The organism is Streptococcus sp. cx1, from assembly GCF_052384325.1.
Lineage (GTDB): Bacteria > Bacillota > Bacilli > Lactobacillales > Streptococcaceae > Streptococcus > Streptococcus salivarius_G.
On record NZ_JBQSUN010000001.1, the window covers coordinates 341,126 to 356,654 of the forward strand.

General features: G+C 37.7%; 18 protein-coding genes. 13 read left to right on the forward strand and 5 right to left on the reverse strand.

Annotated features, from left to right (window positions below; all coding sequences use genetic code 11):
• Positions 1-21: 21 nt before the first annotated feature.
• From ACT170_RS01660 to ACT170_RS01680, 5 genes are all read left to right on the forward strand, one after another.
• Positions 22-285, forward strand: a complete 264-nt coding sequence (locus ACT170_RS01660; RefSeq protein WP_002885986.1) for a PspC domain-containing protein — start codon at positions 22-24, stop codon at positions 283-285.
• Between the two features lie 122 nt (positions 286-407).
• On the forward strand, positions 408-1,337 hold the full coding sequence (gene hprK / locus ACT170_RS01665) for an HPr(Ser) kinase/phosphatase (protein WP_037611483.1): 930 nt from the start codon (positions 408-410) through the stop codon (positions 1,335-1,337).
• Positions 1,337-2,128, forward strand: coding sequence for a prolipoprotein diacylglyceryl transferase (gene lgt / locus ACT170_RS01670; protein ID WP_444817955.1), 792 nt, complete (start codon positions 1,337-1,339; stop codon positions 2,126-2,128). The genes hprK and lgt overlap by 1 nt, the downstream gene beginning before the upstream one ends.
• A 124-nt stretch (positions 2,129-2,252) precedes the next feature.
• The gene (locus tag ACT170_RS01675; protein WP_002885965.1) at positions 2,253-2,651 is read left to right on the forward strand and encodes a DUF948 domain-containing protein; all 399 of its coding nucleotides are present in this window, start codon (positions 2,253-2,255) and stop codon (positions 2,649-2,651) included.
• 12 nt (positions 2,652-2,663) lie between these two features.
• Positions 2,664-3,104: a YtxH domain-containing protein gene (locus ACT170_RS01680; protein ID WP_073689484.1), complete on the forward strand. Its 441-nt coding sequence runs from the start codon at positions 2,664-2,666 to the stop codon at positions 3,102-3,104.
• Positions 3,105-3,157: 53 nt separating this feature from the next.
• Here the strand turns inward: ACT170_RS01680 and ACT170_RS01685 are convergent, their stop codons facing one another.
• Positions 3,158-3,454, reverse strand: a complete 297-nt coding sequence (locus ACT170_RS01685; RefSeq protein WP_073687619.1) for a DUF3270 domain-containing protein — start codon at positions 3,452-3,454, stop codon at positions 3,158-3,160.
• A 238-nt stretch (positions 3,455-3,692) separates the two neighbouring features.
• On the opposite strand from ACT170_RS01685, the gene ACT170_RS01690 reads away from it, so the two are divergent.
• From ACT170_RS01690 to ACT170_RS01700, 3 genes are all read left to right on the forward strand, one after another.
• Positions 3,693-4,622: a peptidase U32 family protein gene (locus ACT170_RS01690; RefSeq protein ID WP_037603903.1), complete on the forward strand. Its 930-nt coding sequence runs from the start codon at positions 3,693-3,695 to the stop codon at positions 4,620-4,622.
• A 95-nt stretch (positions 4,623-4,717) separates the two neighbouring features.
• Positions 4,718-6,004, forward strand: coding sequence for a peptidase U32 family protein (locus ACT170_RS01695; RefSeq protein WP_104020905.1), 1,287 nt, complete (start codon positions 4,718-4,720; stop codon positions 6,002-6,004).
• Entirely contained in the window at positions 6,004-6,321 is a 318-nt protein-coding gene (locus tag ACT170_RS01700; RefSeq protein WP_247915879.1) for a CHY zinc finger protein, read from the forward strand. Before ACT170_RS01695 ends, ACT170_RS01700 begins: the two co-directional genes overlap by 1 nt.
• A gap of 45 nt (positions 6,322-6,366) precedes the next feature.
• On the opposite strand, the gene ACT170_RS01705 is transcribed toward ACT170_RS01700, so the two are convergent.
• Positions 6,367-6,906, reverse strand: a complete 540-nt coding sequence (locus ACT170_RS01705) for a biotin transporter BioY (protein WP_444817956.1) — start codon at positions 6,904-6,906, stop codon at positions 6,367-6,369.
• A gap of 95 nt (positions 6,907-7,001) precedes the next feature.
• On the reverse strand, positions 7,002-7,286 hold the full coding sequence (locus ACT170_RS01710; protein WP_037597639.1) for a hypothetical protein: 285 nt from the start codon (positions 7,284-7,286) through the stop codon (positions 7,002-7,004).
• A gap of 124 nt (positions 7,287-7,410) precedes the next feature.
• Here ACT170_RS01710 and ACT170_RS01715 point away from each other — a divergent pair, with 124 nt between their 5' ends.
• Positions 7,411-7,623, forward strand: a complete 213-nt coding sequence (locus ACT170_RS01715) for a YdbC family protein (protein WP_002886106.1) — start codon at positions 7,411-7,413, stop codon at positions 7,621-7,623.
• Between the two features lie 36 nt (positions 7,624-7,659).
• Here the strand turns inward: ACT170_RS01715 and ACT170_RS01720 are convergent, their stop codons facing one another.
• Positions 7,660-8,994: an Nramp family divalent metal transporter gene (locus ACT170_RS01720; RefSeq protein ID WP_037597641.1), complete on the reverse strand. Its 1,335-nt coding sequence runs from the start codon at positions 8,992-8,994 to the stop codon at positions 7,660-7,662.
• 206 nt (positions 8,995-9,200) lie between these two features.
• Here ACT170_RS01720 and ACT170_RS01725 point away from each other — a divergent pair, with 206 nt between their 5' ends.
• A complete protein-coding gene (locus tag ACT170_RS01725) occupies positions 9,201-9,509 on the forward strand; it encodes a hypothetical protein (RefSeq protein ID WP_049545283.1) in 309 nt (102 codons plus the stop codon).
• Between the two features lie 40 nt (positions 9,510-9,549).
• Here the strand turns inward: ACT170_RS01725 and ACT170_RS01730 are convergent, their stop codons facing one another.
• Entirely contained in the window at positions 9,550-10,824 is a 1,275-nt protein-coding gene (locus ACT170_RS01730; RefSeq protein ID WP_002886006.1) for a DNA cytosine methyltransferase, read from the reverse strand.
• Positions 10,825-10,941: 117 nt separating this feature from the next.
• Here ACT170_RS01730 and ACT170_RS01735 point away from each other — a divergent pair, with 117 nt between their 5' ends.
• From ACT170_RS01735 to ACT170_RS01745, 3 genes are read left to right on the forward strand one after another with little or no spacing between them, the layout of a single operon-like run.
• Complete coding sequence (locus tag ACT170_RS01735; RefSeq protein ID WP_195187722.1) at positions 10,942-12,432, forward strand: Sau3AI family type II restriction endonuclease; 1,491 nt, start codon at positions 10,942-10,944, stop codon at positions 12,430-12,432.
• A gap of 36 nt (positions 12,433-12,468) precedes the next feature.
• A complete protein-coding gene (locus ACT170_RS01740; protein WP_195187723.1) occupies positions 12,469-13,839 on the forward strand; it encodes an SIR2 family protein in 1,371 nt (456 codons plus the stop codon).
• A complete protein-coding gene (locus tag ACT170_RS01745; RefSeq protein ID WP_002885957.1) occupies positions 13,826-15,460 on the forward strand; it encodes an ATP-binding protein in 1,635 nt (544 codons plus the stop codon). Before ACT170_RS01740 ends, ACT170_RS01745 begins: the two co-directional genes overlap by 14 nt.
• Positions 15,461-15,529 lie beyond the last annotated feature (69 nt).

The window sequence follows — 15,529 nt, forward strand, 5'->3', positions numbered from 1 at the left end:
AAATGATGGGAGAAGAAGACCATGTCAAATCGTTTTTATAAGACACGAAAAAATAGACTCGTCGCCGGTGTTGTTGCAGGTTTGGCAGATAAGTTTGGCTGGGACCTAGCTCTGGCTCGTATCTTGGCTATCATTCTCATGGTTTCAACGCAGTTTGGAATTTTTCTATACTTGGTTTTAGCCTTTCTCCTTCCTTACAAAGAAGATATTTATCCCGAAATCAAACTCAAGGATGGACGCAAACGTAAAAACGCTGAACCTGTAGAAGACGAGTGGAACTGGTAAGTAACTGTTAATATGACCTATGATTGGCCCTGGTGCTAGTCACAGGTCTTTTTTGCTTTGAGAACCGCATTGAAAACCTTTTTATGATACAATGAAACTAGTAAATAATCGGAGGAAATAACATGACAGTAACCGTTAAAATGTTGGTTGACAGGCTTAAACTCAAGGTTGTCTATGGGAATAAGGAGCTTTTGGCAAAACCGATAACAACTGCTGATATCTCTCGTCCTGGTTTAGAAATGACAGGTTATTTTGACTATTATTCACCGGAGCGTATTCAATTGGTTGGGATGAAGGAGTGGTCTTACCTTAAAACCTTGACTGATCACAACCGTTACTCTGTTTTCAAAAACATGTTCAAAGAAGAAACCCCAGCTGTTATCGTAGCGCGTGGGCTTGATATCCCTGAGGAGCTGTATCGAGCAGCTAAAGAAAATGGCGTTGTGGTTCTTCAAGGCCGTAACGGCACATCATCTCTTTCAGGTGATATGTCTTGGTACCTCAATGCACAGTTGGCAGAACGTACCAGTGTTCATGGTGTTTTGGTTGATATCTACGGCATGGGTGTTCTCATTCAGGGCGATTCTGGTATCGGTAAGAGTGAAACAGGGCTTGAGTTGGTGAAACGTGGTCACCGCCTTGTCGCTGACGACCGTGTGGATGTCTATGCTAAGGATGAGGAAACTCTCTGGGGTGAGCCTGCGGAAATCCTCCGCCATCTTCTTGAGATTCGTGGGGTTGGTATCATTGATGTCATGAGTCTCTACGGAGCTAGTGCTGTCCGTAATTCTTCTCAAGTTCAGTTGGCCATCTATCTTGAAAATTTTGAAGACGGTAAGGTCTTTGATCGTCTTGGAAATGGGAATGAAGAAATCGAATTGCAAGGCGTTAAGATTCCACGTGTCCGCATTCCTGTTAAGACAGGCCGTAACGTATCAGTCGTTATCGAAGCTGCAGCCATGAACTACCGTGCTAAGCAAATGGGATTTGATGCAACCAAAACCTTTGAAGAACGTTTGACCAACCTCATTAGTAAGAATGGTGAAGACTAATGTTTGCTACTATTGATCCTATTGCTCTAAGGCTTGGCCCCATTAGTATTCATTGGTATGCCATCTGTATCGTATCTGGTCTCTTACTTGCCGTTTATCTGGCTCAGCGTTGGGCTCCTGAAAAGGGAATTGACCCTGAAAACATCTTAGATTTTATTCTTCTGGCCTTTCCTATAGCCATTGTTGGTGCTAGGCTCTACTATGTGATCTTCCAGTGGTCCTACTACAGTCAAAATCCTTCTGAAATTTTTGCAATTTGGAATGGTGGAATTGCCATCTATGGTGGCTTGATTGCTGGAGCAGCTGTCCTCTATTGGTTTGCTAAACGTCATGCCATTGCTGTCTTGGATTTTCTAGATATCGCGGCACCTGGCGTTATGATTGCTCAGAGTATCGGTCGCTGGGGAAACTTTATTAACCAGGAGGCCTACGGAAAAGCAGTTAGTCATCTGAATTATGTCCCAGAATTTATTCGCCAGCAGATGTACATTGATGGTAGTTATCGTGTACCGACCTTTCTTTACGAAAGTCTCTGGAACTTGGTCGGATTTATCATTATCCTAGGACTACGACGCTTTAATAAGAAACTGCGTCAAGGAGATGTGACCTCATTTTACCTTATCTGGTATGGTCTTGGACGCTTCGTCATTGAAGGCATGCGTACGGATAGCCTCATGTTTGCTGGCTTGCGTGTCTCTCAATGGGTCAGCATTGCCATCATTATCTTGGGTACTAGCCTCTTATATTTCCGTAAGCAACGTCCAGAGGCAGATTATAAAATGAAAAACTAGTCATATAGCTCAGACTTTGTTATAATATAATGAAAATTATCATAACAAAGGTCACTGGAAACTGGAAGTTCTACTTCAGTTTTCTTGTAGCGACCTTTTAAAAAGGTCAAAGGAGTCCTAAACTATGGCAGAAATTGCATTTCTTATTATCGCAATCGCACTTGCTGCGTTCCTCATTGCATTAATCCCTACCCTACTTCGTACCCGTCATGTGGTTAAAGAAGTTGAAGAAACAGTTGCTGTGCTTCGTACAGATATTAATGTAACCCTTCATCAAACAAATGAAATCTTGGCTAAGGCAAATGTCTTGGTTGAAGATGTTAATGAAAAAGTTCAAACAATCGATCCTCTCTTCGTAGCAGTAGCTGAGCTTTCAGAAAGTGTTTCTGACTTGAATACTGAAGCTCGTTACCTCGGTGCGAAAGCAAGTGCAGCAGGAGCAAGTGTCGGTAAGGCAGGTTCAGCCTTTGCTATCGGTAAGGTTGCTTCAAAACTATTTGGTAAAAAAGACAAGAAAAAATAAGGAGGTCTTTTCATGAGTAAATTTTTAAACACCCTAATCATTGGTGCAGCTTCTGGGGCTGCAGCAGCTTACTTCTTTACAACTGAAAAAGGTAAAGCTGTTAAAACACGTATTGATGAAGAAATCGCTTCATTCAAAGAAGATCCTAAAGCATATCAAAATCAAGTGGTGGAAAAAGCTAGCGACTACAAAGATTTGGCAGTCGATACTTTCCAAGACTATAAAACAAAATTTGAAAATGGCGACATCACTGCAGATGATTTGACAAAAGCCGTTCAAGAAAAAACAGCTCAAGTTGCTGATTTTGCAAAAGAGAGCTTTGAACTTATCAAAGAGAAAACTGCTCAAGTAACTCCTGAGCAAGCAGATGTTGAAGCAGAAACAAAAGCTATCGTTGATGATATCGTCATTGATATCAAAGATATCTCTGAAGAAGCAGCAGAAGCAAAATAAAAAAAGAAAGCCCATGAGGCTTTTTTTAGTACGCAAAAACGTTGACCAAACAGTCAACGTTTTTGTGCTTTATAATATTCGATTAGGACATAAATGCCAATCTGACCAATGACGCTAATGGTAATTGCCCAGAAGAAGGCCCAGAAGGTAGCCACCTGTGCTACCAAGAAAAGGAAGGCAACTAGGACTGTTGACACACAGAAGCTTGAGATACGTCCAAAGAAAATCATATCTTGTAGCTTAATACTATTATTATTTAAAGCTTGATAATCTTGATAATTCGTCGTTTGAGGACGCTCAGTCTCGAAATCTTCAATGTGGTCAAATTGACGGTGTAAGTTGTCAGCCATGTCTGCCTCCTTTCTATGTAAAATATCTAAATCACATTTTCGTGTAGGTTAAAATACTTAGTCAGTATTTCACTATTTAGAATCTCATTAATAATACCATAAAAATTTTATATTGCAAAGTTTTTTTTGATTTTTGTGAAAAATATAGTATTTGAAAACTAATTTAAAATATTGAGATACATAATTTTGAACCTAAAAATTCTAAAAAAATCAAATCATTTGTGCTATAATGTGAGTTATGGAAAAAATTGTAATTACAGCGACTGCTGAGAGCTACGAGCAAGCACGTGAGCTCCTAGAACTTGGCGTAGATCGTATTTATATCGGCGAAAAAGCCTTTGGCCTTCGTTTGCCTAAGCCTTTTTCATTCGCAGAAATGCGAAAGATTGCAGAGCTGGTACATGAGTCAGGCAAGGAATTGACTGTTGCCGTTAACGCCCTCATGCACCAAGGTATGATGGATGCTCTTCCAGACTATCTTGATTTTCTTGAAGAAATCAAGGCAGATTATATCACGGTTGGTGATGCAGGAGTTTTCTACATCTGTAACCGTGACAAACGTCCCTTCAAAATGATTTATGATGCTTCAACTATGGTAACCTCTAGCCGTCAGATTAATTTCTGGGGCAAACAGGCAGGAGCATCTGAAGCGGTTTTGGCTCGTGAGATTCCATCTGCGGAACTATTCATCATGGCTGAAAATCTTCAGATTCCAGCTGAGGTTTTGGTTTATGGTGCAAGTATCATTCACCACTCAAAACGTCCACTTCTTCAAAACTATTACAACTTTATCAAAACGGATGAAGCTGTAACCAAAGAACGTGACCTCTTCCTTTCTGAGCCAGGGGACCCAGATTCTCACTACTCAGTTTATGAAGACATGCACGGGACACATATCTTTGCCAATAATGACTTGGATATGATGACTAAACTTTCAGAACTCGTTGAACATGGTTTTGACCACTGGAAGTTGGACGGTGTTTATTGCCCAGGTGAAAACTTTGTAAAAATCACTGAGTACTTTGTGAAGGCTCGTGACCTCATCGAGGCTGGCGAATTTTCACAAGACCAAGCCTTTCTCTTTGATGAGGCTATTCATAAATTACACCCAGCCAACCGTGGTTTGGACACAGGTTTCTACGACTATGAACCTGACCGTGTAAAATAAAAAAACTTCCTCCTTCGTTTGTGAGTTTTCCATTTTCAGGGAACGAAGGAGTCTTCTAAAAACTAAAATCGACAATCTTGCAAATTGGAGAAATTATGACTACAACTAAAAAACGCCCAGAGGTTCTGGTACCTGCTGGGACTTTGGAAAAATTGAAAGTCGCTGTAAATTACGGCGCAGATGCTGTTTTCGTTGGTGGACAAGCCTATGGTTTGCGTAGCCGTGCCGGAAACTTCACCATGGATGAGCTTCGAGAAGGTATCGAATACGCTCACGCTCGTGGCGTTGATGTGCACGTTGCTTCAAACATGGTTACCCATGAAGGAAATGAAAAGGGTGCTGGTGAATGGTTCCGTGAATTGCGTGATATGGGACTCGATGCTGTTATCGTATCTGACCCAGCCTTGATTGAAATCTGTTCAACCTACGCTCCAGGACTTAACATCCACTTGTCAACGCAAGCATCTGCGACAAACGTTGAAACCTTCCATTTTTGGAAACAGTATGGCTTGACCCGTGTTGTTTTGGCACGTGAGGTAACTATGGAAGAATTGGCTGAAATCCGTAAACGTACGGACCTTGAAATTGAGGCCTTTGTCCATGGTGCTATGTGTATCTCATACTCAGGTCGCTGTACCCTTTCTAACCACATGTCAGACCGTGATGCCAACCGTGGTGGTTGTTCACAGTCTTGTCGTTGGAAATATGACCTTTACGACATGCCATTCGGCCAAGAACGTAAGAGTATCAAAGGTGAAGTTCCTGAAGAATACTCTATGTCAGCCGTTGACATGTGTATGATTGAAAATATCCCTGACCTTATCGATAATGGCGTTGATAGCCTTAAAATCGAAGGTCGTATGAAATCTGTCCACTATGTCTCAACAGTTGCTAACTGTTACAAGGCTGCCTGTGATGCCTACATGGAAAGTGCAGAAGCCTTCTATGCCATCAAAGATGATTTGATTAACGAACTCTGGAAAGTTGCCCAACGTGAATTGGCAACAGGTTTCTACTACAAGACCCCAACAGAAAACGAGCAACTCTTTGGTGCTCGTCGTAAGATTCCACAATACAAATTCGTTGGTGAAGTAGTAGACTTTGATCCAGCAACTATGACAGCTACCATTCGTCAACGTAACGTTATCCTCGAAGGTGACCACGTTGAATTCTACGGACCAGGCTTCCGTCATTTCGAGTGTGATATCAAAGACCTTCACGATGCTAATGGTAACAAGATTGACCGTGCACCAAACCCAATGGAACTTCTTACAATTACCGTGCCACAAGAAGTTAAACCTGGGGACATGATTCGTTCAACTAAAGAAGGTTTGATTAACCTCTACCAAAAAGACGGATCAAGTAAAACTGTTCGTGCCTAATGACAAGTCAAATCAATGGGCTCTTGGTTGATGACCAGAGTAGGTGTCAGCACTATCATTCCTCACTAGATATTGTGGCCCTAAAATGTTTCGAGTGTCAGAAGTATTATGCCTGTTATCAGTGTCATGATGCTTTGGAGGATCATAGTTTTCGAGCTTATCCCTGCCAGTTAAAGCAGGACAAGGTTCTTATCTGTGGCGTTTGTCGTCATGAGATGACTATTGAGGAATATCAGGAGGTAAGAGCCTGTCCCAATTGTCACAGTGCCTTTAATCCAGCTTGTTCAAAGCACTATGATATTTATTTTGAAAAATAAAAAGATTGAAGATTCTGTTCACACGAACATAGTCTTCAATCTTTTTTAGTTAAAGTAACTTTGATTTTTAAGGGCTTTTAAGACTGGCTTAGTTACCAAAGAGACGATGAGACCTTTTAAGAGGTCAGGAATGATAAAGGGTGTCAAGCCAACAGCTACGGCAGCAGACCAGCCCATCTTTCCAAGAAAATGAAGGCTGAGGATACCACCGACAAAGACAAGGGCATCACCCAAAACAAAAGCCAAAAAGATTTTCCAAATAGGAGTCTCAGCATGCGTCAGTTTTGAAGTGATAAAGGCGAAAAATGGATAAGCCAACAAATAGCCAGCTGAAGGACCAAAGAAGGCTTGGAGTCCACCGCCTCCACCTGCAAAAACTGGAAGACCAATGGCACCTAGAATCAGGTAGAGGGTAGCAGCAAGTGTCGCCTCTCTTGGTTTAAGGATGGCAGCAACAAGTCCGACAGCAAAAGTTTGCAGAGTAATGGGAACTGCACCGATAGGAATAACAATTTGAGCTAGGGCAGCAATGATGGCAGCACCAAAAGCTGGAAGAATAAGTGACAGTGTACGATTTTGTGTCATTTTTAGTTAACCTTTCGTAAATAAATAGTTAACTTATTATAGCAAGTGGTTTCAAAATAGTCAACCTAATAATAAAACGAGGTTAACTGATAAACTTAACCTCGTTGTGATATGATTTTTAGACGTTTGATTTCATCAAGTTCAATCATGCTGATGATCTTATCCTGCTCGATAAAGATGGCTTGTCGCTCCCTGTCATAATGGTTGATGTAGCCCTTATAGGTCTTCTGATTGGATGTCAGCATGACCATTTGATTATGATCAATAGCATGATAGATATCGTTAATAAGTTGATTCTGCATTAGGTGGACAGGTTTGCTGTGACCTATTTCCACAAACTGATGAAGCTGATGCTTTACGGCTTCTAAAAAGTTTATCATGGTCATTTCCCTCGTTTCTTGATAAAATAATTATAGCATGAAAGGTGAATTTTTGTGGATAACTTCATTCTAAAACAGACAATTTTCACAGAAAAAAACGAATAAAGCTAGTGGAGGTAAGCAAATGGCAGAATTTTCATTTGAAATTGAAGAAAAACTCTTGGTCTTGTCTGAGAATGACAAGGGTTGGACTAAGGAACTCAATCGTGTGAGCTTTAATGGCGCACCGGCTAAATATGACATCCGTACATGGAGTCCAGACCATACCAAGATGGGCAAGGGGATTACCCTCAGCAACGAAGAATTCCAAGTTCTCGTTGACGCCTTCAAAAACTAAAACAAGGTCAGCATGGCGCTGGCCTTATTTTTTTGTTTAAAACGTATCAAAGATAAGTTTGAGATTGAGAATGGTTAGGACAATAGCGATGGCATAACCAAGGAAGGTATTCCACTTGGCATTGACGTGTTTTCCCATGAGTGATTTCTTAGAAGTGTAGTAAATCAAAGGGAAGATAGAGAATGGCAAGGCAATTGAGAGGAATACTTGTGAATAAACCAAGAGTTGATCCAGTATCTTTTCTTGATCGCCGTAGAGAATGGCTACAATGATAACAGGTAGCAAGGCGAAGAGACGTGTGAACAAACGAATTACCCACTGTGGTAACCTCATGTGGAGGAAACCTTCCATGACAATCTGACCAGTTAGGGTACCAGTAATGGTAGAGTTTTGACCACTAGCCAAGAGTGCCAAGGCAAAGAGAGTTGAAAGTGTTGAACTAGCAACCGCACCAGCAATCTTAGAGTCCTGAAGGGCATTGTACATTTGTGAGAAGGCTGAAATATCAGAAGCGTGACCAAAGAAGAGAGCTGCTCCCAAAATCAAGAGGAGGGAGTTAACCACAAAGGCCAAGGTCAACTGAATGTTGGAGTCCCAGGTCATGAAACGGACAGCCTTGGTTACGTCTTTACCATCTGAATAGTCAACCTTACGAGTCTGTGACAAGGATGAGTGCAAGTAGAGGTTATGTGGCATAACGGTTGCACCCACAATCCCAAGTGCCAAAGTCAACTGGTTGGTGTGCCCAGCAGCATGTGGCTCAAAGAGCGCTGGCGTAGGGAGGTAACCCTCGAGGATTCCCGTAATACTAGGCTCAGACAAGGCTACCAAGTAGACAAAGATAACCAAGATGGTCAAAATTAAGGTTGAAACAATAGCCTCGATTTTCTTGAATCCCAGCTTCATGATGAGTAGGAGTAGGAAGACATCTAGGACTGTCACCAGAATGGCAACCATAATTGGAATACCAAAGAGCAGGTTAAGTGCGATGGCAGAACCAAGCACCTCAGCCAAATCTGTCGCCATTAAGGCAAGCTCCAGAATCACCCAAAGCGTGTATCGCAACCATTTAGGCGAGTGGTAGGCAGTCGCTTGAGCCAGGTCCATTTGAGTCACAATTCCTAACTTTCCAGCCATTTGTTGCAACTGCATAGCGATTAAAGATGAAATTAAGATGACAAAAAGAAGACTATACTTGTAGGTCGCCCCACCGACGACACTGGTAATCCAGTTTCCTGGATCCATGTAACCCACGGCCACGAGAGCCCCAGGTCCCAAGAAAGCCTTAAGATTTTGCCAAAAACGATTATTATTTGGTGTATCTATTGATTGGTTTACCTCAGAAAGGGAAACCTTTTTTGAAGATGTCATAAACACCTCTTTCTAAGTCATTCTGCCTAAAAGTTGCATTATTTCTAGACAGACCGACAATTTTATTATAACACTATGAGGAAGATGTGCAAGGTTTTGAAAGGTATTGACTTATCTGACATTGGTGTCATAGACGCCTTTTCAGAATTGACTTTTTATATTAAACTATAAGAGTAGATGATTTCATAGATGAGGGAGAAAAATAATTGAAGACATTTCAACTAACAGCTAAGAAAAAGATTACCCTGGCACTCCTAGTTGTCATTGCGCTTGCTTTGGTTATCTTTATCGTTAACGTGCAGATGAATCAGCCAGATAACCTACCTGCCAACTACATGGAGCGCCTTAAAAATCCTGGAATGACGGGCGATTACATCGGCCTTTGGAAGTCTCGCTGGCATGAAGAAAACAAAGCCTGGCTTTATCCTACGAAACAATACGCTATCTATGCAGTAGTAGCCCTAGCTTGTCTATCAGCTTGGGTCGCAGCCTCAAAAGCAAAATTTTGGAAATAAGAAAATGCTTCTCTCGACTTGAGGGAAGCGTTTTTTCATATTATTCAGCAATATCGATTTCTACAATAAATTCACCGATTTTTCTTACAATGTCTGTCACTAATGCATTTCCCATAAAGAACATTCGCATCTTATCAGAAACCTCGGTAACAGTACCGTCAGATAATTTTTTTAGAGCTGTCCAGTTATCAGGGAAATCTTGTAAACGTTCTGCCTCAACAGGAGTAATAAGCCTATATCTTCCATTAACATGCAAGAAATGAGTAGAGCGATTAACTGTCCCTTCTGAAGTTAGCATGGTACGACCGGGAAGGTTTAAGTCATCGGTTGGTGACATTCCTCCCTCAGAGTAAATATAGGTGTGTCCATCCGCAGAGGTACGTTCGATTCGTTTAGGCCCTCGCAAATACTGGAACTTTTCGAGTTTGGCTGGGTCATTAATAAAGAACTTTTCAGGGACTTCCTCTTCATTTTGAAGAATCTCACCTAATGTAATTGGTTCACCATCATAGTTAGGTGCAGTATCAATAGAATAGTACCTACCATGACGCATAACACCAGTATTCCAAACAGTTCCTGAGAAGTTATCAGAAACCTCAACGATATCCTCAGGGAGTTCATAGTAGACATGGCGTTTTTTGACTGGTGTATTCATAATAGGAAATTGGGTTGCAAACAGTCCTTCATGAAAAATATAATCGTCGTATCTATTTTCATCAAAAACTTGTTCTTGTTCTTCAAATCGTTGATCCATTTGATGTGCGAATGGAATATCATTTCGATAAATAAAGAAAAACACACGACGACGTCTTTGGCTTCGACCGTAATCAGCAGCATTGATTACACGCCATTCAACAGAATATCCAAGATTATTAAACGCAGTCAACATAATAGCAAAGTCTCGACCACGTTGTTTTGAAGGAGCTTTTAGAAGTCTGTCAACATTTTCTAGAATAAGAAATCTTGGTCTAATAATCCTAGTCGCTCGAATAATTTCCCAGAAAAGGACACCCTTTTGTCCTTCAATACCTTGTTCGTTCTTTTTGCTACGAGCTACAGAGTAGTCTTGACATGGAAAACCACCGACAATCATATCCGCATTCATTTCAGCGAACTGTTCATCAGTAATATCAGCTATGCTAATATTAATATTTTCACTATCTGGAAAATGATAATTATATACCTCGAAAGCATCCTGAGACTTTCTAGAAGGTTCCCATTGGTTACTCCATAATGTTCTGAAATAATCAGGATTGGCATTTTCGAGTCCTATACGGAATCCCCCAACACCAGCAAATAATTCTAAAACGTTCATAATACTCTCCAGAAGCTAAAAAATAAATAGATTCTACTATTATACAATAATTTCTTGTTTAGATCAACAAATCAATTTGATATAATGAAAATAACGTTTTATGAAAGGGCTTTAAAGATGAAAGAGCAGTTATTTGATTACGATGATTCAGATATTAATAGTGTTGTAGATTATTCTAAAGTACTTTTAAATTATCGATTTGGGCAGATAGTTGAGGAGTATCAAAGAAGTCCGTATAAAACCTATGATGATTTTCAAAATAAAATAGTATCTGATATAGAAGATAAAGAAATAAGTATGAAGTCCAAAGGACAATATGGAAACTATATCGAAAAATTCTTTTTTGGTTATTTACCTAATAGTAACTCATCTGCTGATTTTGAAAAAATCGGTGTAGAGTTGAAGGTTACACCTTTTAAAGTTAATAAGAATGGTTCAATCAGTGCTAAAGAACGTTTGGTACTTACAATTATTAATTTCATGGAAGAGAATTTGGATGATTTCTACTCCACTCATATGTGGAAAAAATGTCAAAAGATGCTATTGCTCTTTTATAATGGCTTGATTCCTAATCAAACAATGTCTGACTATATTATTGAAAAGGTTTTTCTTTATGAATGGTTCGATGAAGATATGGAAGTGATTTTGGAGGATTATAGACGTATTACCGAAAAAATCAAACAAGGTAAAGCTCATGAACTTTCTGAATCTGATGGTAACTATTTATCTACATGTACCAAAGGAGCTGGGAAAGGAAGAGATTTTCGAATTCAGCCTTTTAGTCATGAGCTAGCTAAGCAACGTGCATGGGAATTAAAGTCTAGCTATATGACATATCTGATTAACAATAAGATTTTTAATCAGAAGGAACAAGAAAGTGTGGTTGGTACAGCAAGAGGTCAGAAAAAAATATTTACAGAAATTATTTCTGATAAAATTTTAGCCTATCAGGGATTCACCGAGAAGCAATTATATGAAAAGTTTTTAGTTAACCCTAAAGCAAAAGGCAAGAATAGTACCTTAATTCGTAAAATTATAGGTTTGACAGGTGATATTGATAAGACACAGGAATTTCAAAAAGCTAATATGAATCTACGTGTTATTCGTATTGATAAAAATGGTTTACCAAAAGAAGACTCCCCATTTAAGACTTATAATTTTCAAGAGTTGGTATCTAATGATAATTGGGAAGAATCTCAACCTTATCAGGAGATATGTAGTAAACGATTTTTATTTGTAATATTTAAAGAAAACTCACAAGGAGAGTTTGTCTTAGATGGAATAAAATTTTGGGGATTTCCTGATAGATTAGTTGACGAAGTAAAACGTGTTTGGCAAGAAACACGTAAAATACTAGCTGAAGGCATAGAATTAACTAAGAAAGGGAATAGAATTTCAACAAATTTCCCGCAAAGTAGGATTAACAAAATTGTTTTCACCAAGATTCACGCTTCAAATTCTTTATATGAACTTGAACCCGGAATCTTTGTTGGAAAAGGGAAAGAATCAGATACTGATATCTTACCTGATGGTAGAAGAATAACTAAACATTCCTTTTGGTTTCCAAAGAGATTTTTAAAGGATGTTTTGAGTGGTGAATGGGAATAAGCAGTTATTTAAAAAATAGAAAGTAGGTAGAGTAGAATGTTTTTCTTCTTCTTCTTTTTTGATAATGAGAAAAAATTACAAGACAAACAAATTGAATTACACTATTTGTCAAAAACAATTTCATATGGTATAGAGAAAAATGATGGAAATGAGTTTTTTGACTCCTACGGTGTACTTGAAAAACAAAATTCTAAGGATGAATCTGATAATGAATTTAAGGAGAGTGATTTTAAGCGATTGATTAGTGAAAAGATTCGTAAAACTATTTATGGAGAGAAATATTCAAATATTGTTTTTCTTGCTGGGGCTGGGGCGTCTGTAGTAGGAGGTAATCCAAATTATGGAAAAACAGTTAAAATGATTGCAGATGATATATTTAAAAAACTACACGACACAGATAAGCTCTATACATTAGAAGAATTGGCTGAAATGTGCAGGTACAAAGATGGAAATATATTAGGCTCTACAGTATCTGAATCATCTGGAAGTCTTGCATTAGATACTTCTTTTAACCTAGAGGACTTTCTTTCTGTATTATTTCATTTTCGTCCATATGTATCAGAAAATGATAAAACAACATTTAATAATACTATTCAAAAAATTTTGGAGTTGATTAAGGAAAATACCAATTATTCTTATGACAGTAAAGTATTGAAACATGGTGCATTATTAAAGTTTTTATCTGACCTATCAGGAAAAGATGGAAATAAATTTTCTATTATTACAACTAATTATGATGTTTTGATTGAGGAAGCTGCTGAGGAAAATAATTTCGTTATTTTTGATGGATTCAACTTTACACCTTTACCAAAGTTTGATAGCAATATGTTTGAATGGAACCTAGTGAAAGAAGTTCAGAATATTAATACCAGAGAAGTTGAATATAAAGAAAAGACATTTAATCTTGTTAAAATTCATGGTTCACTTACTTGGGAAAAGCGAGATAACGGTGACATTGTAAGAAAAAATAGACACGATATTACGGATACAGATAAAATGGTAATGGTTTTTCCTAGTTCTGACAAGTTTGCCCAAAGCTATCAGGAACCGTACTTTGAACTATTCACAAAATTTCAAGAGCTTATAAAACGTCCTAATACATTGCTGATTTCTTCAGGATTCAGTTTTGCGGATGATCATATTTCTAAGATGATTACACAGGCATTAAAAAATAATTCTAGTCTGAAATTATTAGTGACGGACTTTAATATTGATCCCAATAGGCAGTGGGATGAAGAAGAGAAGAAATATACTGAGATTAAAGAGGGACAAAGCCAATATAATAAAAATTGGAGTGAACTCGTTCACCTTATGGATGAAGGCTATCCTATTTCTTTTTTAAAGGCTACTATGAATAGTGATTTGGTTGATTACTTAAGTGGAAGGTATTTAAATGACAAAGATTGATAGTTTTTACAAAGTAGCTGATAAGAGTAATTATTACCTTGGTATGATTTCTCAGGTGAATCGTGCATATTCTACTATTCAAATAGAAAATCTATCGTTATTTTCATACAGAAAATTAAGAACAGATATTCTTGCTCCCAATACAATAAATTTCTATGTTTTGATTGATTCGAGTAATGGTTTATTTTTTGGTGAAATATTTCAATCTAAGGTTCCAAACTCTGATAGTCTTCATGAGATGTTGACGTATGGACAACAAGAAAAAATTTTTCCAGAAATAAGTATTGATATACTTGGGTACATACCATTGGGTGAAAAATATTTTAAATTAAATGGTACAAATACCGTTGGTATAACTGATAAGGTGTATATTGCAAATGAAAATGCTGTAGAGCAATTTATTAAATCAATAGAGGTTAATCCTGATAGTGAGAGACATTTGTCTTCTTTTGCAAAACTTGCATTCAGCACTCAAGAGTACCCAATAAAATTACAACCTAAAACTCTATTTAATAGGCATTTGATGACTGTTGGGACTACAAATAGTGGCAAGTCAACATCAGCATTAAGTATTTTAGATAAGCTAGTTAATGATGGTATAAGAGCTCTAATAATAGACCCTACGGGCGAATATTCTGATTCATTTACGGATGAAGAAGCAAATAAATATATTTTGGGTCAGGATACCTTTGTTTCGGTTTCAGCATTATCAATGCAACAATGGTCTATATTATTTGAAACTAATGATGGTACGCAACCAGCAGTTTTAGCTTCTGCTATTAATTCATTAAGGTATCAAAAGAAGAACAAACTATCCAGTGTTTATGTAAAAATAGAACAAAAAGTAGATGAAGTGACTAAAAATATAAGTTCTCTATCTTCGAGTGATAAAGAATTTGATATTAAACTTTTATCAGAACAAGTTTCGAATGAAGCTATAAAAAGAGAAAGAAGGGGGAAGTCTTCATATTTTATTTATGATGATTTCAACTTTAACTCTAATCAGTATCTAGTACAAAAAATAGATTATAAATTATCAAATACAAGTTTTTTGAACTTTTTTAACTCAAATGGACAAGGATTACTAGATGTTATTGATAATTGGGTAACAAGTGACACGAGAAAATCACTATACATTGATGTTTCAAAAATTGGAACAACTGATGAAATAGGTGGAATGATTATTGATTTAATAACAAATCATTTAATTAATTATAATAAGGATAAAATTAATCCGTTTATAATATTTGTAGATGAAGTTCATCGTTACACGAAAAGTAATACTAATGATGGAATTTCCTTTTACACGGGGTTAAATAGTATCGCCAGAGAAGGGAGAAAAAAAGGAATATTTCTTTTTTTAACCACTCAGAATCCAAATGATGTTGATAAAGTTTTACTGGGACAAATAGGGACACTATTGGTACACAGGTTAACAGCACCTAATGAATTAAAATCAATTCAAAATCATTTGTCAGAGAATCAAGTAAATCAACTTAGAAAACTTAATACTGGGGAAGCAGTTTTAACAAGTATCAATTTATTAAAAGACTTATATATTCAAGTTGAAAAATGTAATAGGTTGCATCATAATGAAACGCCTAGTTTGTTACACACGTAGTTTTGATTGTTGACAAAACATAGCTACAGTAATAAAATTACTTTGATGCTGGTCTCGGTTTTGACACTT